14 protein-coding genes are annotated in these 20,589 nt (G+C 50.3%); 11 read left to right on the forward strand and 3 right to left on the reverse strand.

Going from position 1 to position 20,589, the window contains the following annotated elements:
• Window positions 1–146: 146 nt before the first annotated feature.
• A complete protein-coding gene (upp, locus tag T496_RS0102660; RefSeq protein WP_027449377.1) occupies window positions 147–803 on the reverse strand; it encodes a uracil phosphoribosyltransferase in 657 nt (218 codons plus the stop codon).
• 230 nt (window positions 804–1,033) lie between these two features.
• Between upp and pckA the strand changes: the two genes are divergently transcribed.
• The 11 genes from pckA (at window position 1,034) to T496_RS0102715 (ending at window position 14,539) form a co-directional block, all read left to right on the forward strand.
• Window positions 1,034–2,647: a phosphoenolpyruvate carboxykinase (ATP) gene (gene pckA / locus T496_RS0102665; RefSeq protein WP_027449378.1), complete on the forward strand. Its 1,614-nt coding sequence runs from the start codon at window positions 1,034–1,036 to the stop codon at window positions 2,645–2,647.
• A gap of 146 nt (window positions 2,648–2,793) precedes the next feature.
• Window positions 2,794–4,779, forward strand: a complete 1,986-nt coding sequence (locus T496_RS0102670) for a sensor histidine kinase (protein ID WP_027449379.1) — start codon at window positions 2,794–2,796, stop codon at window positions 4,777–4,779.
• A 432-nt stretch (window positions 4,780–5,211) separates the two neighbouring features.
• Window positions 5,212–6,468, forward strand: coding sequence for a DUF6242 domain-containing protein (locus T496_RS0102675; RefSeq protein ID WP_027449380.1), 1,257 nt, complete (start codon window positions 5,212–5,214; stop codon window positions 6,466–6,468).
• Between the two features lie 27 nt (window positions 6,469–6,495).
• Window positions 6,496–7,200: a type IX secretion system protein PorG gene (gene porG, locus T496_RS0102680; protein WP_027449381.1), complete on the forward strand. Its 705-nt coding sequence runs from the start codon at window positions 6,496–6,498 to the stop codon at window positions 7,198–7,200.
• A 22-nt stretch (window positions 7,201–7,222) separates the two neighbouring features.
• Window positions 7,223–7,975 (forward strand): isoprenyl transferase, encoded by a 753-nt coding sequence (locus tag T496_RS0102685; RefSeq protein WP_027449382.1) that lies wholly within the window; start codon window positions 7,223–7,225, stop codon window positions 7,973–7,975.
• Window positions 7,976–8,023: 48 nt separating this feature from the next.
• Window positions 8,024–10,714 carry a BamA/OMP85 family outer membrane protein gene (locus tag T496_RS0102690; protein WP_394331335.1) on the forward strand — a complete coding sequence of 897 codons (2,691 nt, stop codon included), beginning with the start codon at window positions 8,024–8,026 and terminating at the stop codon, window positions 10,712–10,714.
• Window positions 10,715–10,880: 166 nt separating this feature from the next.
• Window positions 10,881–11,396 (forward strand): OmpH family outer membrane protein, encoded by a 516-nt coding sequence (locus T496_RS0102695; RefSeq protein ID WP_044109612.1) that lies wholly within the window; start codon window positions 10,881–10,883, stop codon window positions 11,394–11,396.
• Between the two features lie 34 nt (window positions 11,397–11,430).
• Window positions 11,431–11,943 carry an OmpH family outer membrane protein gene (locus tag T496_RS0102700; protein WP_027449385.1) on the forward strand — a complete coding sequence of 171 codons (513 nt, stop codon included), beginning with the start codon at window positions 11,431–11,433 and terminating at the stop codon, window positions 11,941–11,943.
• Window positions 11,943–12,491, forward strand: coding sequence for an OmpH family outer membrane protein (locus T496_RS0102705; protein ID WP_027449386.1), 549 nt, complete (start codon window positions 11,943–11,945; stop codon window positions 12,489–12,491). Before T496_RS0102700 ends, T496_RS0102705 begins: the two co-directional genes overlap by 1 nt.
• Window positions 12,488–13,324 (forward strand): glutamate racemase, encoded by an 837-nt coding sequence (gene murI / locus T496_RS0102710; protein WP_027449387.1) that lies wholly within the window; start codon window positions 12,488–12,490, stop codon window positions 13,322–13,324. The genes T496_RS0102705 and murI overlap by 4 nt, the downstream gene beginning before the upstream one ends.
• A 45-nt stretch (window positions 13,325–13,369) precedes the next feature.
• Complete coding sequence (locus tag T496_RS0102715; RefSeq protein ID WP_027449388.1) at window positions 13,370–14,539, forward strand: glycoside hydrolase family 3 protein; 1,170 nt, start codon at window positions 13,370–13,372, stop codon at window positions 14,537–14,539.
• A gap of 136 nt (window positions 14,540–14,675) precedes the next feature.
• Here the strand turns inward: T496_RS0102715 and T496_RS0102720 are convergent, their stop codons facing one another.
• The gene (locus T496_RS0102720; protein ID WP_231477985.1) at window positions 14,676–18,701 is read right to left on the reverse strand and encodes a hybrid sensor histidine kinase/response regulator transcription factor; all 4,026 of its coding nucleotides are present in this window, start codon (window positions 18,699–18,701) and stop codon (window positions 14,676–14,678) included.
• Window positions 18,698–20,587 (reverse strand): exo-alpha-sialidase, encoded by a 1,890-nt coding sequence (locus tag T496_RS13285; RefSeq protein WP_052342042.1) that lies wholly within the window; start codon window positions 20,585–20,587, stop codon window positions 18,698–18,700. The genes T496_RS0102720 and T496_RS13285 overlap by 4 nt, the downstream gene beginning before the upstream one ends.
• Window positions 20,588–20,589 lie beyond the last annotated feature (2 nt).

The raw sequence follows: 20,589 nt of genomic DNA on the forward strand, positions 1-20,589 counted from the left end.
CTCTTAACAGCCATAGGTACCCGACATGACCTCCACTTGGGGAGGCATAAAAAGTAGTGAACCTGGAAAGTCGCATAGGCCTTTCCAGGTTCACTAGATTTTGAAAAGCCCCTCCCTTTGGAGATGCGTCGGGAGGAGACGCCAGACTAAAGTTTCTCGCCATAACAAAGGTCACCGCAGTCACCGAAGCCTGGAACGATGTATTTCTGTTCGTTCATGCCTGGGTCGATGGCGGCGCACCAGAGTGAGGTATCCTCGGGCAGGTTGCTCTTCAGCATCTCAACACCTTCGGGCGTGCCAATCACACTGGCAATATGAACACTGGCGGGCTTGCCGGTCTTCAACAGAGCCTGATAGGCTGCTACCATCGAACCACCCGTTGCCAACATGGGGTCAACGATGATAAGCGTCTTGCCCTTGACCGATGGCGAAGCCAGGTATTCCGTATGCACGCCCACCTCTGTATGCTCACGATTCGTGTACATACGATAGGCCGAGACGAAGGCGTTGGCAGCATGGTCGAACACTCTCAAAAAGCCCTCGTGGAAAGGCAGACCGGCACGCAGCACAGTGGCCAAAACGACCTCGTCCTTGACCAACGGAATATCGAGAGTTCCCAATGGTGTGGTAACTGTTTTCGTCTTGTAGGTTAACGTTTTCGAAATCTCGTAAGCCATCATCTCGCCAATGCGCTCAATATTGTTGCGGAACAGCAAACGGTTCTTCTGATAGCTCTTGTCGCGAATTTCAGCCATGAAATGGTTCATGACAGAATTTTGTTCACTGAAATTAATGATGTTCATAGTGTAAGCTTTAAAATTGAGGACAAAGATACAAAACCCATTTTAATTTTGTAAACTCCGCGTGCCAAAAAAGCAGCAAAACACTTTATTTTTTGATACTTTAACCAAAAAAAGCTTTGTGCGCGCACAAATAAATAGCATTATCCAAGTAGCAATTCTGAATTTATTCGTAACTTTGCACCCGTAAAAAGAATCACACATAGTAATTTTTAAATATTTAAGAAAGAAAAATGGCAAAGTTAGATTTAACGCAGTATGGCATCACCGGTTCTACCGTGATTGCTCACAATCCTTCGTATGAGACTCTGTTCGCAGAGGAGACTAAGGCTGAGCTGACTGGCTATGACAAGGGTCAGAACACTGAGCTGAACGCTGTTAACGTGATGACAGGTATCTACACCGGCCGTTCACCTAAGGACAAGTACATCGTTTGCGATGCACAGAGCAAGGACAAGGTATGGTGGACTTCTGAGGAGTATAAGAACGACAACCACCCCATGAGCGAGGACGTATGGGCAAAGGTTAAGGAGATCGCCGTTAAGGAGCTCTGCAACAAGAACCTGTATGTAGTTGACGCATTCTGCGGTGCTAACGAGGGTACTCGTCTGGCTGTTCGCTTCATCGTTGAGGTAGCTTGGCAGGCACACTTCGTTACAAACATGTTCATTCAGCCCACCGCTGAGGAGCTGGAGAACTTCGAGCCTAACTTCGTAATCTATAACGCCTCTAAGGCAAAGGTTGAGAACTACAAGGAGCTGGGTCTGAACTCAGAGACTTGTGTTGCCTTCAACACAACAAGCCGCGAGCAGGTTATCATCAACACATGGTACGGTGGTGAGATGAAGAAGGGTATGTTCTCAATGCAGAACTACTACCTCCCCCTGCAGGGTATCGCTTCAATGCACTGCTCTGCTAACACCGACATGGAGGGTAAGAACACCGCTATCTTCTTCGGTCTGTCTGGTACAGGTAAGACCACTCTGTCAACCGATCCTAAGCGTCTGCTGATTGGTGACGACGAGCACGGATGGGACGACGAGGGTGTATTCAACCTCGAGGGTGGTTGCTATGCTAAGGTTATCAACCTGAGCAAGGAGAACGAGCCCGACATCTACGGTGCTATCAAGCGCAACGCTCTGCTGGAGAACGTAACTGTTGCTGAGGATGGCAAGATCGACTTCGCTGATAAGAGCGTAACTGAGAACACTCGTGTTTCTTATCCTATCGATCACATCGAGAAGATCGCTCAGAAGGTAAATGGTAAGAGTGCTGGTCCTGACGCTAAGAACGTTATCTTCCTGTCAGCTGACGCATTCGGCGTACTGCCCCCAGTATCTATCCTGACTCCCGAGCAGACCAAGTACTACTTCCTGTCTGGTTTCACAGCTAAGCTGGCTGGTACAGAGCGTGGTATCACTGAGCCTACTCCTACATTCTCTGCTTGCTTCGGCCAGGCATTCCTCGAGCTGCACCCCACAAAGTACGCTGAGGAGCTGGTTAAGAAGATGGAGAAGAGCGGTGCTAAGGCTTACCTCGTTAACACTGGTTGGAACGGTACCGGCAAGCGTATCTCTATCCCCGATACACGTGGTATCATCGACGCTATCCTGGATGGCAGCATCCTGAAGGCTCCCACCAAGAAGGTTCCTTTCTTCGACTTCGAGGTTCCCACAGAGTTGCCTAACGTTAACTCTGGCATCCTGGATCCCCGCGACACTTACGCTACTGCAGCTGAGTGGGAGGAGAAGGCTAAGGATCTGGCTGCTCGCTTCATCAAGAACTTCAAGAAGTACGAGGGTAACGAGGCTGGTAAGGCACTTGTTGCTGCTGGTCCAAAGCTCTAAAACAGCGAAACAGCGCTGTAAAGGCGCTTGTTTAGGGCTAAAAATTGAAAGATTTGTTAAATCCTTCACAATAGAAGAGGTAAGGCTTTGCTTTACCTCTTTTTTTTGTATCTTTGCAACACCAAAAAACCTTTAAACCATTTATCATGAAGAAGAGTCGCAGTTTCGTCCTGCTACTGATGAACGTTTTACCCTCTCATCAACTGTGCCTTATTGGTGCTGCTATGCTTTTATTTCTTTCGGCTTGCAATCGCCCTTTGGTCCCTTTTGCAGCTGAAAACGGAGTTGATTCTATCTGGGCTGACTCTGCCTACCAACGGGCAAAGAAAGCCGAATTCTACTATAACAACAATCTTAAAGACTCACTGTTCAAACAGGTTGCAGAAGACATGGCCTTTGACAAGGAGCATCAACAATGGAACTGGTACTACTATTCCTGGATGCTGCTGGTCAACAAGTGCACCTTCAGCGGCGATGTCAAGCGCGCCCTGGAGGAGTCGAACCTCATGCACTCTGATGCCACCGAGCGCAACAACGCCTATGGTCTGGCACTGGCCAAATACGCCATGGCCCTGGTCTATGCCTGTCAGGAGAACTATGAAGAGGCCACCATCGGCTTTGAAGAGGCTCTGAGGCGCTATCCGAAGGACTGCGACCCCTCGGTGCTGTTCGTCATCTACTATTACTACAGCAGCACACTGGAGGAGAAGCACGACATGAAAAGCAACGAGGAAGTGCTCACACTGTGGAAGGCCACACTTGACAAGACTTTCCAGGAAAGCGATAAATACGACGACACCAAAGCGCTGTGGCTCTATCAATACTATAAAGCCCTCTTCGGCTTTCACTTCTCGCAGCAAGACCTGGCACAGGCCACCGACGACCTTGACTCCATGCAATACTACGTGGAGCACAGCGGCAACACCGTCTTTGGTGTAGCCTACGTCACGAGCTCACGTTCAAAGCTGGCATTGGCATCGAAAGACTATGCCACTGCCATTGCATATAATAATAAGGAATACGCAGAAAGTAAGAAGCTCGGTCCTACGATCTACATGAAAGCTGTGGAACGCCGTGCAGAGATTCTGGAGGCCATGGGCATGTATCGCGAAGCGCTCAAACTGAGAAACGAGTTCGACCGCTTGAAAGACTCGCTCAACCAGGCCGACAGCCAGCACGAGTTGAACGAGATGGCCAAGCGCTATGAACTGGACGAACTGCGCACGCAGCAGGAGAAAGAGAAAGACGCCCTCAAACAGCGCCAGATGAACTTCATCAAGGCCTTTGCCGCCATCCTCTTTTTCATCATGTTGGTAGTCAGCATCATCCGCCACCGCTCAAGACTGCGTCTGGCACAAGAGCACCAGAAGTTGACCGACGCCTATAAGCAGTTGACCATCGCCAACGAGAAGGCCGAGGAATCGTCGAAGATGAAGACGATGTTCATCAAACAGATGTCGCACGAGATTCGTACGCCACTCAACATCCTCTCGGGCTTCACACAGGTACTGACCTCAACCGACGTTGAACTGGATGAAGAGACACGTGCCGAGGTGAACGAACGAATCACGAAGAACACCGCACGCATCACCGAACTGGTCAACAAAATGCTGGAGCTCAGCGATGCCAATAGCACATCGGTCATCGAGAAGAATGACACCATCACCGTGGAGCAAATCATCATCAGCGCCGTAGAGTCTGTAGGCATGTCATCCTACAAGATGATTGACTTCCGCACAGAGATCGCCCCCGAAGCCAACAATAAGACGCTGCTCACCAACTACGACCAGTCGGTGAGAGCACTCTCGCTGATTCTGGCCAACGCCCGCAAGTTCCTGCAGAAGCCCACAGGCGAGGCCAATGGTCAGTCTATTGGTAAGATTCGCCTGAAGGCCGGTCTCCAAGCCGATAACCTCATCGCATTCGCCGTCGAAGATTCTGGCATTGGTGTGCCACCATCGGAGGCCGAACACATATTTGAAGAGTTCGTTCAGTTGGATTCCTACTACGAAGGTATGGGAATTGGACTCACCGTGGCTCGCAGTATAGCACGAAGACTGGGTGGCGACATCACCCTCGACACCACCTTTACAGGCGGCGCAAGGTTCATTATGACGCTTCCTTTGAGTTAATAAGTGTCATTTTTGTACCTATAAATCTTTATTTATTTAAAATCGTGTTATAAATGTGTTAAGAAATGTGTCTTAACGATACAACTGAAAGAAATTCTTTGTACCTTTGCATCCGTAGTCGAGATGACTATACACGTTATTCATTAGGTTAGTAGTTAATAGATTTAAGGTAAAGATTATGTTATTAGATTTTCCGACGGTCATGTAAGTTTAACCAATTGGTGACTTGCATCCGTTGAAAGGAGCGCGGGGTGAGTGATTCATACCGCGCTCTTTTTTTATTTATTTTTGAAAGAACACAGCATGGAAAAACACTAAAACAACTTAAAATAGAACAAAGAATGATATTTTTTCATTAATAATAAGGTGAAAAAGTACAATAATTGAGGAATTGTTTTTACCTTTGCACCTAAATTGTTTAAACAATAAGAAATGAAAAGAGTTTTTAGGAACCTTGGCGTTCTGCTGGTGACACCCATGTTGCTTGCCTCATGTCTGGGCGATGGCGACACGGAAGAAATAACCCCACACAGCGATGTGGCCATCACATCCTTCACCTTGGGAACGCTGAATAGAGACACCCATACCACCTCGTCAACGACAGGCAATGATACAATCATCAGGACCACGTTGACTGGCTCTGACTATAAAATGACCATCGACCAGCTGGGACATCAGATTTATAATCAGACGTCTCTGCCACTGGGTACAGACATCAAGCACGTTGTTTGTACCGTAGTGTCGAAGAACAGTGGATGGATCACACTGAAATCCATGACCAGCGATTCTTTGTCATGGTACAGCTCTACAGACTCTATCGACTTCTCTCAGCCACGCACGTTCCGCATCTTTGCTATCGACAACTCGGGCTATCGCGACTACACCGTGACGCTGAACGTCAACGCCACCGAAGGACTGGATTTCGGCTGGACCAAGGTGAAGGACGACGATGCCCTCGCTGGTTGGACAGCCAAGAAACTGGTGCCTTTCGCTGACACCGTCAAGCTGGTAGATGATGGTGTGGTGATGAGAGCTGGCAAGGGCTATCGCATCAACGGTCAGGGTTATGTAGAGGCGTCAGAAGATCTGGAGAACTGGTCGCTGGCCGATGGCGTGGTCTATACCAATGCCAATCTGAAACAGCTCCTGGGTGCCAGCAGCAAAGAACTCTATGCACTGGGTAACGACGGCATGCTGAAAGTCTCTGCTGATGCCTATGCAAAAGACTGGACCAACGAGACACTCGACGAAGCTGCCTCGCTGCTACCTGCCAATAATATCGCCATGATCAGCTGGCCCTATGCCTCTGCCAACAATACCGACTATGTCCTGATGGTTGGCGATGCTTCGTATGCCAACAACCAGACATCCGTATGGCGCAAACTGAGCTGCTACGACACAGAAGCCAACAACAAGTGGGTGTTCATGGGACTGGATGACAGCAACCGCTACACGCTGCCTGTACAAGAGCACCTGTCGCTGACCTGCTACAACGGTCACGTACTGGCCATTGGCGATGCCAAGACCATCTACGAGAGCCGCGATCAGGGCCTCACCTGGCGCGAGGAATCCATCTATCAGTTGCCCACATCCGTGCAGGGCACGCAGTTCAGCATGACCACCGACTCGCAGGGACGCCTTTGGGTGATTACCAATAGCGGAGAACTGTGGAAAGGCTATAAGAAATAAAAACGAAAGGAGACAAGGCTTTTGACGATGCGAATCCTGATTCTCACCACTTGTCTGCTGCTGGGCGTCCTTGGGACAAAAGCGCAGGATGAACCTGAATACCGCATGGAAATAGGTGCTGGGGCAGGTGCACAGAGCTACGTGGGCGATTTGGATGCCAACCTGCTCAGAGGACAGAACGCCATGGCAGGAGTGGTGGCAAAATACAAGCCAAACCCTCGCACCGCATGGGCCGCCAACCTGCGTTTTAGCAAACTGGACGGTTCTTCATCCAATGCGGAGACCGTCTATCCCGTGCTGAACGGAGAGGCATGGAACTTCAAGACTAAGACCGTGGACTTTGACGTCACCTTCGAATACAACTTCTGGCCCTACGGCACAGGACAGGAATACCACGGTGCACGCCCCTTTACGCCCTTCATCGCACTGGGCATGGGACTCACCTTTGCCAATGCCGACGTCACCGGCCTCGACAACTTCAAGAAGTCATCGACCGGTTTCCAGATGCCTTTCGGCATAGGCGTGAAATATAAGGTTGCCAACCGCCTGAACCTATCAGCAGAATGGCTGATGCACTTCACAGGCACCGACAAGCTCGACGGACTGGCAGACCCCTACGGCATCAAGAGCAGCGGCCTCTTTAAGAACACCGACTGCTACAGCACCTTGCAGCTGTCACTTACCTACGACCTATGGACGAAGTGTAAGACCTGCATGAATGACGACGATTAACAATGAAATAACGATAAGCATTATGGAATATGCATTAGATATGACGCGCATCCCCCAGCACATTGCCATCATCATGGACGGTAATGGCCGTTGGGCCATGGAACGTGGCAAGGAGCGCACCTACGGCCACCAGGCCGGAGTGGAAACCGTGCGCCGCATCACCAAGGAGTGTGTACGATTGGGTGTGAAGTATCTCACGCTCTACACCTTCTCTACGGAAAACTGGAACCGCCCTACCGACGAGGTGGCAGCCCTGATGGGACTGGTACTGACCTCGCTTGAGGACGAGATCTTCATGAAGAACAACGTTCGTTTCCGTGTGATAGGCGACCGCAGTCGCATTCCTGCCGAAGTCAACAAGAAGCTCGACGAGACCGAACAGCATACAGCCAACAATAGCGCTATGACCATGGTCGTAGCGCTGAGCTACTCTTCAAAACTTGAGATCGTCAAAGCCACTCAGAGCATCGCTCAGCAGGTGAAAGACGGTCTGCTCAAGGTCGAGGATATCAACGAGACCACTATCGACCAGAACCTATGGACCAACTTCATGCCCGATCCCGATCTACTGATTCGTACGGGCGGCGAGGTGCGCATCTCTAACTATCTGTTGTGGCAGATTGCCTATTCCGAGTTGTATTTCTGCGACACCTACTGGCCCGCCTTTATGGAGGAAGACCTGCACAAGGCCATCGGTAGCTTCCAGCAGCGCCAGCGCCGTTTCGGCAAGACCGAAGCCCAGGTAGAAGAAGAGGATGTGAAGAATGAAAAGTGAACTGTAAAGATGAATAATAAGATCATATATAATATGGTGAAGAAAGGCATGAAGAAGACCAAACTGATGCTCTGCGCAGCATTCCTCCTTCTGCAGGCTCCACTATTCACTATAAATGCACAGAACGTCATTGTCAACCCCGATATCTCTTATGCGGGTACACCACGCCAGTGCACCATCGGTGGCATCAGAACCGAAGGTGTAGAAGGCTATGAGGACTATGTACTCATCAACCTGTCGGGCCTCTCGGTAGGTCAGCAGATTGAAGTGCCTGGCGCTGAGATCACCGAGGGTGTGAAACGCTACTGGAAGCACGGACTGTTCTCAAAGGTGTCTATCACCGCCGACTCTATCGTGGATTCGCGCGTCTATCTGTGCATCCATTTGGCTCTGCGCCCACGTATCTCTGCCATCCACTACACGGGTGTGAAGAAGAGCGAGCGCGAAGACCTCGAGTCGAAGCTGGGCATGGCGAAAGGCATGAGTTTGACCAAGAACCTCATTGACCGTGCAAAGATTTTGGCTAAGAAGTATTTCGACGACAAAGGCTACAAGAACGCCGAGATTGAGATCACCCAACATGATGATGTGACGGGCAAGAACCAGATCGTGCTGGATGTGAACATCGACAAAAAGGACAAGATGAAGATACGCCACCTCATCCTGGATGGCAACAAGCAGCTCTCTGACACCAAGATTAAGGGTAGCCTGTTTAAGAAAGGTGCCTTCGGCAAGATTCATGAAGCTGGCAAACTGTCTTCTTTCCTGAAGTCCAAGAAGTTCACCCCCGAGCGCTATCAGGAAGCCAAGGAGAAACTCATCGAGCGCTATAATGAGCTGGGATTCCGCGATGCTACCATCGAGGAAGACTCTATCTGGAACAACGACGAGAAGCATCTCAACATCTACTTGAAGATTGACGAAGGACAGAAATACTACCTGCGCAACATCTCTTGGGTGGGCAACACCGTGGTCAACACCGACTATCTGGATGCCGTGCTGGGCATGAAGAAGGGCGACGTGTACAACCAGAAGTTGATGGACAAGCGTCTGAAGACCGACGACGATGCCGTGGGCAACTACTATTATAACAATGGTTATGTGTTCTCTAGCGTTGACCCCACAGAAATCAACATCGTTGAGGACTCTATCGATATTGAAGTACGTATCCATGAGGACCGCCAGGCCCACCTCAGCCACGTACGCATCTTTGGTAACGACCGCCTCTATGAGGAGGTGGTACGTCGTGAGCTGCGCACCAAGCCCGGTGACCTGTTCAATAAAGAGGCACTGACCCGTTCTTACCGTGATATCGCTTCTATGGGCTACTTCGACCCCGAGGCCATCGACCCGAAGGTGGAACCCAACTACGAAGACGGTACCGTGGACATCAACTGGAACCTGGAGCAGAAGTCTAACGACCAGTTGGAGCTCTCACTGGGTTGGGGACAGACCGGTATCATTGGTCGCGTAGGTATCAAGTTCAACAACTTCTCGCTGCGCAACCTCCTGGGCAAGAACAAGCTGCACCGCGGCATCCTGCCTGCAGGTGATGGCGAGCAGATCGGCCTCAGCTTCCAGACCAACGGTCGCTACTACAGTTCGCTGAGTGGTAACTATTCTACCGGCTGGTTTGGTGGCAAGCGTCCTAACGCCTTTAACATCGGTGCCTACTACTCTAAGCAGAGCGACGTATCGAGCAACTACTACAACCAGTCGTGGATGAACAGCTATATGTACTCTTCCTATGGCTACGGTATGTACAATGGTGGTTACTACAACAACTACGAGAGCTTTCTCGATGACGACAAGTACGTGAAGCTGTTCGGACTGTCTTTAGGATGGGGTAAGCGTCTGCGCTGGCCCGATGACTACTTCCAGTTCTCAGCCACCCTGGCCTATCAGCGTTATATGTTGAAAGACTGGCGTTACTTCCTTATCTCTAACGGTAACTCCAACAACCTCAACCTGTCGCTGGCACTGACCCGTACATCTACCGACAACCCCCTGTTCCCACGTCACGGTTCAGAGTTCTCGCTCAGCGTAACTCTTACCCCACCCTGGTCACTCTTCGACGGCAAGGACTACAAGAACCTGGCACTGGCATCTACCTATGAGAAAGACCAGGAGCGCTACCAGGCCGAACAGCAGGAGAAATACCGCTGGGTGGAATATCATAAGTGGAAGTTCAAGAGCCGCACCTATACAGCCCTCACCGGTGGTCAGAAGTGCTTCGTGCTGATGACCCGCGTAGAGTTCGGTTTGCTGGGTGCCTACAACCAGCATAAGAAGTCACCCTTCGAAACCTTCTATGTGGGTGGTGACGGTATGAGTGGCTATAGCACCAGCTATGCCGAGGAGACCATCGGTCTGCGCGGTTACGAGAATGGTTCGCTCTCTTACTCTGCCAACGTGAAGGCTGGCTCTACTGGTGGCTACGGCTACTACGATGCCTATGCCTACGACCGCTTCACACTGGAGCTTCGCTATCCCTTCATGCTGGGCAACACCACCATCTATGGTCTGACATTCCTTGAAGGTGGTAACGCCTGGGCCAACACCCGCAGCTTCAATCCCTTCGACATGAAGCGTTCGGCCGGTATCGGTGTGCGCATCTATCTGCCAATGGTTGGTCTGATGGGTATCGACTGGGCCTACGGCTTTGACAAGGTGTATAACGGCTCTGGATGGAACAAGGGCGGCAGCCAGTTCCACTTCATCCTTGGACAGGAGTTCTAGGGAACTGAGAGGGTGCGGCTTTGTCGCAAGATGAGAGGTGAGAACTGAGAGGTGAGAACTGAGAGGTGAGAGATGAGAGATATGATTAGATTATGCGTCTGACTCTTCCCTTGAAAAGTCGCCTGAAAAAAATAAAGTAATTGTGGAACTATCAACAATGAATATGATGAAAAAACTAATTATCCTAATGATTTGTGCTGTATGCGGGCTTTCAACGGCCTCAGCACAGAAGTTTGCCTTGGTAGATATGGACTATATCTTCAAGAACATCCCTGCCTATGAGCGCGCCAACGAGCAACTCTCACAGGTATCTAAGAAGTGGCAGGCCGAAGTTGACGCTTTGACCACCGAGGCACAGACCATGTATAAAAACTACCAGAACGAGGTGGTCTTCCTCTCAAAGGAACAAAAGAAGGCCAAGCAAGATGCTATCATGGAGAAAGAGAAGCAGGCTGCCGACCTGAAGAAGAAATACTTTGGACCCGAGGGCGAGCTGTTCAAGAAGCGCACCGCCCTCATGACTCCCATTCAGGACGAGGTCTATAATGCCATCAAAGATGTGGCCGACTTCCGCGGCTATCAGCTGGTACTCGATCGCGCCAGCGACACCGGCATTATCTTCGGTTCACCCAAGATCGACATCAGCGATGAAGTGCTGAAGAAGTTGGGCTACACTTATTAAACGAAAACATTAAATTAATAAAATCATAACAACAATGAAAAAGATTATTCTTTGCGCTATTTGCGCCATCTGCAGCTTCACCGCTGCATCAGCACAGAGTGCTCCCAAGTTCGGACACGTAAACACTCAGGAGATCATCCAGGCTATGCCCGAGTTCACCGCTGCCCGCACCGAGATCGAGAAGCTCACACAGCAGTACGAGGCTGACCTGAAGTCTATGCAGGAAGAGCTGCAGAAGAAGGCTGAAGCTTTCGAGAAGGAAGAGGCTACTCTGCCCGAGAACATCAAGACCCGTCGCAACCAGGAGCTGCAGGACCTCTACCAGCGCATTCAGCAGACCTATCAGGACAACCAGCAGGCTCTGGGCAAGGCTCAGCAGGAGAAGATGCAGGTGATCCAGACCAAGGTGCTCGACGCCATCAAGGCCGTTGGTCAGGAGGGTGGCTATGTATATATCATGGACACCACTGCCGGTATCCCCTTCATCAGCACCACACTGTCAACCGACGTAACCGCTTCTATCAAAGCCAAGCTGGGTCTGAAGTAATGAAGAAATTCCTGTTATTAATCATGATGATGGTGTCGCTGCCTCTTCTGGCTCAGGAGAGTAGCGACACCACCACCGTTGTTCCTCGCCAGCCTGTCATCTGCATTGGCTATCTGAGCTACGACGCAGCCCTGACCGCCATGCCCGAGTACGGCAACGTACAACAGCAGGTGAAGGATCTGCGTGCAGCCTACGAGGCCGAGATGAAGCGTGTGGAGAAAGAGTTCAACACCAAGTACGAGGCTTTCCTCGACGGACAGAAGGACTTCCCCCGCACCATTCTCTTGAAGCGACAGACCGAACTGCAGGAGCTCCTGGAGCGCAACCTCCAGTTCAAAAAGCAAGGACGCGAAGATATCCAGAAGGCAGAGCGTGAAGCCATGGCTCCCCTTCAGCTCAAACTGAAAGAGGCTATTGCCAAGGTGGCACAAGAACAAGGACTGGCCCTCGTGGTGAATACCGACTCAAATGCCTGTCCATTCATCGAACCCCAGATGGCTGTTGACATCACCCTCGACGTCAAGGAACTACTGAATCAAACAAAATGAAGCTTCCCTCCACAGCCGGTCCCATCGGCATTTTCGATAGCGGATATGGCGGACTGACCATCCTGCATGGCATTCGTCAACTGCTGCCCGAGTACGACTACTTGTATCTCGGCGATAATGCACGTGCACCCTACGGTCCACGTTCGTTCGATGTGGTCTATGAGTTCACCAGACAGGCTGTGCTGCGACTTTTTGAGATGGGCTGCCACTTGGTCGTACTAGGGTGTAACACGGCCTCAGCGAAGGCGCTACGCACCATTCAGCAGGTCGATCTGCCACAATGGGATGCCGACCGTCGTGTGCTGGGCATCATTCGTCCCACTGCCGAGGTCATTGGCTCGCTCACCCAGAGCCGCCACGTAGGCGTGCTGGCCACCGAAGGCACCATCAAGAGTGAGAGCTATAACTTAGAAATTCACAAGCTGCATCCAGACCTCACCGTCTCGGGTGTGGCTTGTCCTTTTTGGGTACCACTGGTAGAGTATAACGAGGCCGACAGTCCCGGTGCCGACTATTTCGTAAAGAAGCGCATAGACCAAATCATGCGCCTCGACCCGCAGATAGACACCATCATCCTGGGCTGCACGCACTACCCACTGCTGATGCCCAAGATACTGAAATACCTACCCTCAGGCGTCCGTGTCGTCCCACAAGGTGAGTATGTGGCCGACAGCCTGAAGCACTATCTGCAGCGCCACACCTCTCTGGACGCCCTCTGTTCGAAAGGCGCCACAGTCCACTATCTCACCACCGAGAATCCCCAGAAGTTCAAGGAGCAAGCGCAAATCTTCCTTCACGAACCCGTAGAGGTGGAAAACATCACCCTCGGCTGAGGCTCTTTATCGAGTAACAACTAACCAATAATAACGTACATTTTAATGAAAAAAAATCTATGGATGCTTACCGCCATCCTGACAACCTGCGGTAGTTTGTTTTTTACTTCGTGTTCAGATGATGACAACACAACCGTTCCCGATGTCATAGAACAGCAACTGCAACAGATGACCCTTCGCGAGAAGATTGGTCAGATGTTCATGACCCGCATCGAGTCGCTCGACACCACCATCCACACCCATGACTATGCGCCCATAAAGACACAAGAGGTCAATCAGACCATGACCAACGTCAATGCCGATTATCCCGTTGGTGGCATCATCCTCTATGCCCACAACATCAACGACGAGACACAGCTTACACATTTCGTTTCACAGATACGCCGCTTTAAGGGCGCACCTATGCTCTGCATCGACGAGGAAGGCGGTCGCGTGGCACGCATCGGCAACAACCCCAACTTCAACGTTGATAAGATACAGCCCATGGGCACCATCGGAGCCACAGGCGACCCACAGCAGGCTTACAACGCTGCCAACTACATTGGTACTTATCTGTACCGCTATGGCTTCGACGTTGACTTTGCACCCGTTGCCGACGTCAACACCAACCCCGACAATATCGTCATTGGCGCCCGTGCTTTCAGCGACGACCCCGAAGTGGCCGCCACAATGGTTGTCAGTTATCTGCAGGGACTGAAAGACGCAGGCATCACCGGATGTATCAAGCACTTCCCCGGTCATGGCGACACCAAGGCCGACACGCACTATGGCTACGCCCAGTCACTGAAGACCTGGGACGAGATTAGCAACTGCGAGATGATACCCTTCCGTGCAGGTATCAACTGGGGCTGTCAGCTCATCATGACTGCTCATATCTCACTGCCCAACGTATCAGGAGCCGACATGCCCTCTACCCTCTCCAGCTACATTCTGCAAGACAAGCTTCGTAAGGAGATGGGCTATAAGAACGTCATCGTTGCCGACGCCATGGAGATGGGAGCCATCACTCAGCAGTACAACAACGTAGAAGCCACGCTGCTGGGCATACAGGCAGGTCTTGACATCATCCTCAACCCCTACGACCTTGTAGAGGCCTTCGATGCCGTTGTCGATGCCGTCAACAAGGGCACCATCAGCGAAGCGCGCATCGACGAGAGCGTGCGACGCATCCTGAAGCTGAAGCAGAGCCTGCGTCAGCCCACCAGCAAAGAATAAGCATTCGTACATCCCGCAACGGGGTGACGACACCCCCATCATAAAAGCCTGACTTTCCCGTAACGAAAGTCAGGCTTTCAAGTAAGCAAGCTTGAGGTTTCAGGTAACCAAAGTCAACGAAAGGCAGGCCCAACGATTAATGTTCCTTGATATAATCCGTAGGACTCTTTCCAGTAAACTTCTTGAACTTCTTTGAGAAATAGTTAGGGTCAGAGAATCCGCTGCGATAAGCCGTCTCCGATACTTTATAGCCTTCGTCCATCAATCGGCAGGCATACTGTATGCGCTTGTGGTTGATATACTCACTGATAGACATATTGAAAAGACTCTTCATCTTAACATGAAGCAGCGTGCGACTGACGTTCATCTCGGAGGTGATATCTGCCACACAAAGGTCACCGTTGCAGATATTCTGATCTATATAGGCATTGATGCGCACAATAAACTCCTGGTCCAGCTTGTTCAGATGCGGCACTTCCTTCTCCTCTTCAACGGGCGTCTTGAGCAAAGCATCCTGACGAGCCTTCAAGAGCTGAATCATATTGTTCACCTGAAGGTCGAGTGCCTGCGGATCGAAAGGCTTTGGAATATAAGCCTCAGCACCACTCTGATAGCCCTCAATAAAGTCCTGCTGCTGATTCTTAGCCGTCAGCAGGATGACGGGAATGTGCGAGGTGGCCACATCGCTCTTCAACCGATGGCACATCTCTATGCCATCCATGCGTGGCATCATCACATCGCTGATAATCAGCATCACGTCGTTCGACTGTGCCATCTTCAAGCCCTCATCGCCATCACGCGCTGTGAAAACGCGGAAATGAGGCGAGAGATAGTCGGCCAAGAACAGCCGCAACTCATCGTTGTCCTCCACAATGAGGATGGCATTCTTCTTTTCCTCACCATCTTCGGTCTGTTCTGTGGCAGGAAAGAACGACGTGGTAACCTTAGCAATATGATAGTCGTCGATAGATGCGAGCGTCTTAGCATCGCCAACCAGACTCTTCTCGTCGAAAGCACGTCTGTCCACATTCACCCATACCTGGAAGTCAGAGCCCCTGTTTACCTCGCTTTCCAAACCGATGAAACCCTTGTGAATCTCCACCAGGCGCTTCACCAGCGAGAGTCCGATACCCCATCCCGTTGTACCAACAGAGACACCGCGTGGCGTCTGATAGAACCGATTGAAGATGTTCTGCTGCTCTTCCTTCACAATGCCTATACCATTGTCTATCACCTCAAAGAACAGGTAGTTAAAGATATCGCCCTCGCGATTCTTTATCGCAGCATTAACGATTACCTCGCCACCGTTCTTCGTATATTTAAAGGCATTAGTCAAGAGGTTGTTTAAGATACGCTCTACATAGAACGGCGAGAACCATACCTCCTCGCCATTATCCTCACAGCGCACATAGAACGAGATACTCTTCTCGCGTGCCACATCCTGGAAGGCAGCTGTCACACGGTGGATGAACGCCAGCGGGTCGCCTTTCTGCAAATAAAAGGGGAAGTTGTCGCTTTCCACCTTGTTGAAGGTCACCAGCTCGTTGATAAGTTCCTCCATCTTCCCCGTGTTATGAATGGCCATATCCAGATGCTTGCGTTCATCCTCAGGAATGTTTTCACGGTGAATGCTTTTCAAGGGGGCGACAATCAGCGAAAGCGGGGTCTTCAGTTCGTGAGACACCGTCGTAAAGAAGCTCGACTTTGCCTTGTCCAATTCCTCTATCTTCTCCTTCTCCATCAGCGCCATCCTTGTCTGGTTGCGCGCCTCCATACGGTGTGTGTACTGCCGTTGTATGTAGCCCACGATGAGTACCAGTATGATGAGATAAAAGACGTAAGCCCACGTAGAGCGATAGAACGGTGGTTTTACTACTATCTTGAGCACCGTCTCCGGACACTGATCCCAGTTCTCGCTGCTGTTATTAGCCCTGAGATGCAGCACATAAGTGCCAGGTGCCAGATTGTAGGCCATAAAGCGATGGTCGTTTCCTGCATCCTGCCACGTCTTGTGAATACCCTCCACCCATATCTGGTAATTGATGCTACTATTGTTAGCAGGGATTATCACACCATAATCGATGGCAAAAGAACGACTTTGCTCATAGGAAAGCGTTACCTCTCGAGTCGAATTCAGCTCCTTTTCGAGTGGAGAATCAACTGTTCCCGCATCGATTAGCTTACCATTGATGGTCAGTTGCTTGAGGAACACCTTATAATCCACCTTTCCGCCCTCCAAGTTTCCGGGGTTAAAATAAACCAATCCATCGACCGTTCCGAAGTAGAGATTGCCATCAGAACAGCGAAGAGAGGAAGAGAAGTTGAACTGATTGGTAGGTAGTCCGTTCTCTGTGGTGAAGCGTGTCAGCGCACGTGTCTTTGAAGAATAGCGGAAAAGACCGCGGCTGGTACTTATCCATATATGTCCGAAGCTGTCGCCAATGATACTGCAAACGGTGCATTGCTGCAGCGTGGACTCGCCCTCTATCTGGCTGAACTTGCCCGTTTGCGGATGGAACGTCTGCAAGCCATTATTGTTTGTACCCAACCACACGAGGCCGTCGTCAGCCACATAGATACTTGTCACATAATTGTCCTTCAGTCCATTCCTTGTATTAGTGACATTCCATTCCGTCACCTGACCCGTTTTTCCCTCTATACGGAAGAAGCCATTAGTAGTGGTTCCTGCCCATATATTATTAGCAGCATCAGCTGTCAGCGTATAGACAAAGTGGTTATCCAGGAAATCATGTCCCATCTTCTGGAACGAATCCGTCTTGTCATCATACCAACGCAGTCCCTGCGTGGTAGCCACCCATAGCTTTCCATCGCGCTGCTTGGCAAAGCTAAAGACACTGTTGGATGTAAAACCAGGAATTATCTCATAGCGTTTCTTAGCCTTTGTCTTCAGATTATACCTGAAAAGACTATTGCGGAAAGTACCTATCCACATGTCACACGTCTGCTCATCGTAATAAAGACTATGGATATTAGTGCCTATATCAGGAATCGCCGTGAAAGGCTGTATCTCCCTCTTCTGCATGTCGCAGATATTCAATCCTCCGTCTTCCGTAGCTATCCAGATAATACCCTGTCCCACTTCAGCCATCATACGTGCCACCTTACCGGACAGGTTGAACTGTTCCTTGCCAGGTACAATCCATTGGAAGGTGTGATTATTCTGCAACAACAGGTCTACACCACCAAAGTAAGTGCCTATCCATGCATTGTTGTCAAAGTCAAATAGGATATCATAGATGGCATTGTCAGAAAGCAAGTCCTTGTTCACCAAGTCCTGACGAATGATGTCTATCTGTCCGTTCTGCCGGATAATCGTCACTCCCTGCTCAGTACCCAACCAGATGTTGTGCAAAGCATCTTCGCGAATTACACGCACCGTACCATCGGAAAGCATCTGTGGCTCATAGACCCTCAACTGTTTAGTCTTCAAATCGATGACTTCTACGCCCTTTCCATTACGACCTACCCATAAACGATCATAAGCATCAAAGAGCATAGGGCATATACCATCCGCTCCCGTCAGGAAGTCGTAGTATTCCGATGGCAGATGCTCTATGCGCTTCATGTCTTTGTCGTAGTAGTAAATGGAATTGTTGGTGGCCACGAAGACCCGTCCTTTCTTATCGGATGCCACAGCAAGGTTAAAGCCCTCGCCAATAGAAGGTATCGCATTGAAACGGTCGTTCTCCTCATCATAGACATAGACATCGGCTCCGGCTGCAATGATGCGTCCGGAGGTTGTCTCTGTGATACAAGGTATTTGACGGTCGGGATAGTCGTAGTTCACGAAGTCGTTCGTCGTATTGCGGTATCGACTGATACCCTCTTCCGTTCCTATCCACAGACGTTGCTTACTGTCAATAAAAAGATCCTTGATGAAATTATGGCGTAGAGAATGAGGGTTGCCATCATCGTGGAAATAGGTTCGCATGCCGTAGCCGTCGTAACGCGCCAAACCATTACGCGTGCCAAACCAAATATAGCCATTACCATCCTGGGCAATGGCCTCGACCTGCTGGTGCGGCAGGCCTTTCTGACTGGAGATGTGCTGGAAACGAATACCGTCAGCCCGTATGACCATTGCCAGAAGGAGCAATGGGCATAACAGGAGTAACCGGAGTTCGTTTCTTCTCATCATCATTTCATCATCACCTTATGTGTGCTCGTAGAACCATCAGCATGCTGCTGACGCACAATGACAGGTGCTCCCCTCTTACGAAGAAGAGGGAAGCTATTGCCATTCGTTTGTTCTATTAATCGTCCTTGAAGGTCGTAGATACCGACCTTGTTTGTCTTGTTGCTTACCTTCGTATCTTGAACGGCTGATGCGTCATGAGGTTGCAGATAGAAGTCCATCCACGACCACGACTCGTCGCGCTTGGCATCAGGCAGCATCTCGTAGTTCAATGTCGCATTGTCGGTACTGCGATTCTGCAACATTACATTCACACGCATATGTGTGCCATTGGGACGTGTTTCCTTAGAGAATCCTAAACGTTCCCAGGGAATGGCCGCCTCAACAATATAATAACGGTTGGTGCCGCCACGCTTGTAATTCACGCCAAGCGTATCTGCACTCATGGCATTCCACTGCCACGAGCTGGTGCCATTACCTTTAGCCACTCGCATCTTCCCATTGGCCATAAATTGGAAGCGGAATGTTCCTTCTGAAATAATTTGGTCAGAAGAACTATTCTTGGTATCAATGAACAACGTGACACCATCGCCATTAGAGCCACTTGAAACCTGATCGGCGTCTGAAACGCGCGAAGTGAAATAGAGCGAATCCTCATCATAGGCAAAGTCGCCTGTGAAACGCATGACATTCTGCTGACCCAGTATCATCTGCGTCGCAGTAGCGCTATAATAACCCTCATTGCGTGTCTGAGTTCCATCAATAGTGGTCTTGGCAAAGGGAGCCTGCAGCATTCTCACGGCATAGCCCTTCTCCATATAGACGCCTCCGCCTACAAGGTTTCCTATAGCAACGACAACGCCAGTATCAATCACGCTGACGGAGTTCCACATATAATCCTCGTTAGCACTGGTCTTAAACGGATTGCTCATCGCCTTGAAGCTCTGCGCCTTTTCATCACCCACATAGACCATCATCTCGTATTTCCCGTTGTAATGAGTCTGGTGCGACAAGACCGTCTCACCCCATGGTAACTTTCGGATATAGGGAGCACCACCCTTAACCTGCGGATTCACATAATCGCGATCGATGGCCTGCCAACGATTTGTCGAAGGATAAGGCACAAAGCGCTTCCAGTTGTCCTTGACAGCACAGACAGCTATTGTTGGAATGAAGTCGCCAACGCCCGGCCATCCAGGATTCTCAAAACAGAGCGCAATACTGTCGTTGTCCAGAATGACAGCCGACGGCATTCCGTCGCGACTTCCAGAATGGTAGGCAACGATCTTCGGAGTCGTCCACGTAACACCTTTATCATGAGAGCGACAGATGGCTATGCGCTGGTCATCATTACTGGTAAAGGGAGTCTCGTCTGCGAAGTAGAGATGCACCTCTCCATCGGGCATCTCCAGGAAAGCCGGCTCCCAACAACCGTCCCTGAAGTCATAGTTTCCGTCAAACACTGCGATATCGTCACTCCAGGTCTTTCCGTTGTCGGTGCTTCGCTTCAGGTGAATACCAAATAGGCGATCGGCAGAATAAGGAGCCGAAGGTCGAGGGTTGTAGGCAACAAGGATGGTGCCGTCGCTCAACTGAATCAGATCGGGCGCACACTCAGGGATGTTCCCGTTCGTCACTATCTTAGTAGGAGCGGTCCACGTATTGCCCTTGTTGCTACTAAAGGCTATATCAATGCCTTTGTTCTCACAAACAGCCATCAACCTACCGTCCTGCAGCTCTATCATTCGCGGATAGCCGCCACTGGAAAAAATCTGTTTCTTGGTAGCCGTATCCCAGAAGATACGAGAACCTGTATAGGGAGCCTTACTACCTGCATACACACCTTGCAGACAGAAAAGTATCACGAGAAAAAATGAGAATAACTGTTTCATTG

This window comes from Xylanibacter brevis P6B11, from assembly GCF_000621825.1.
GTDB lineage: Bacteria > Bacteroidota > Bacteroidia > Bacteroidales > Bacteroidaceae > Prevotella > Prevotella brevis.

Bases quoted from the DNA above. Each gene is read 5' to 3' on its own strand.
- T496_RS0102670 (WP_027449379.1), top strand. From the start codon at position 2,794: ATGAAGAAGAGTCGCAGTTTCGTCCTGCTACTGATGAACGTTTTACCC.
- T496_RS0102685 (WP_027449382.1), top strand. From the start codon at position 7,223: ATGGAATATGCATTAGATATGACGCGCATCCCCCAGCACATTGCCATC.
- T496_RS0102715 (WP_027449388.1), top strand. From the start codon at position 13,370: ATGAAAAAAAATCTATGGATGCTTACCGCCATCCTGACAACCTGCGGT.
- upp (WP_027449377.1), bottom strand. From the start codon at position 803: ATGAACATCATTAATTTCAGTGAACAAAATTCTGTCATGAACCATTTC.
- T496_RS0102720 (WP_231477985.1), bottom strand. From the start codon at position 18,701: ATGATGATGAGAAGAAACGAACTCCGGTTACTCCTGTTATGCCCATTG.
- T496_RS13285 (WP_052342042.1), bottom strand. From the start codon at position 20,587: ATGAAACAGTTATTCTCATTTTTTCTCGTGATACTTTTCTGTCTGCAA.
- T496_RS0102695 (WP_044109612.1), top strand. From the start codon at position 10,881: ATGAAAAAACTAATTATCCTAATGATTTGTGCTGTATGCGGGCTTTCA.
- T496_RS0102705 (WP_027449386.1), top strand. From the start codon at position 11,943: ATGAAGAAATTCCTGTTATTAATCATGATGATGGTGTCGCTGCCTCTT.
- T496_RS0102700 (WP_027449385.1), top strand. From the start codon at position 11,431: ATGAAAAAGATTATTCTTTGCGCTATTTGCGCCATCTGCAGCTTCACC.
- T496_RS0102690 (WP_394331335.1), top strand. From the start codon at position 8,024: ATGAAGAAGACCAAACTGATGCTCTGCGCAGCATTCCTCCTTCTGCAG.
- murI (WP_027449387.1), top strand. From the start codon at position 12,488: ATGAAGCTTCCCTCCACAGCCGGTCCCATCGGCATTTTCGATAGCGGA.
- porG (WP_027449381.1), top strand. From the start codon at position 6,496: ATGCGAATCCTGATTCTCACCACTTGTCTGCTGCTGGGCGTCCTTGGG.
- T496_RS0102675 (WP_027449380.1), top strand. From the start codon at position 5,212: ATGAAAAGAGTTTTTAGGAACCTTGGCGTTCTGCTGGTGACACCCATG.
- pckA (WP_027449378.1), top strand. From the start codon at position 1,034: ATGGCAAAGTTAGATTTAACGCAGTATGGCATCACCGGTTCTACCGTG.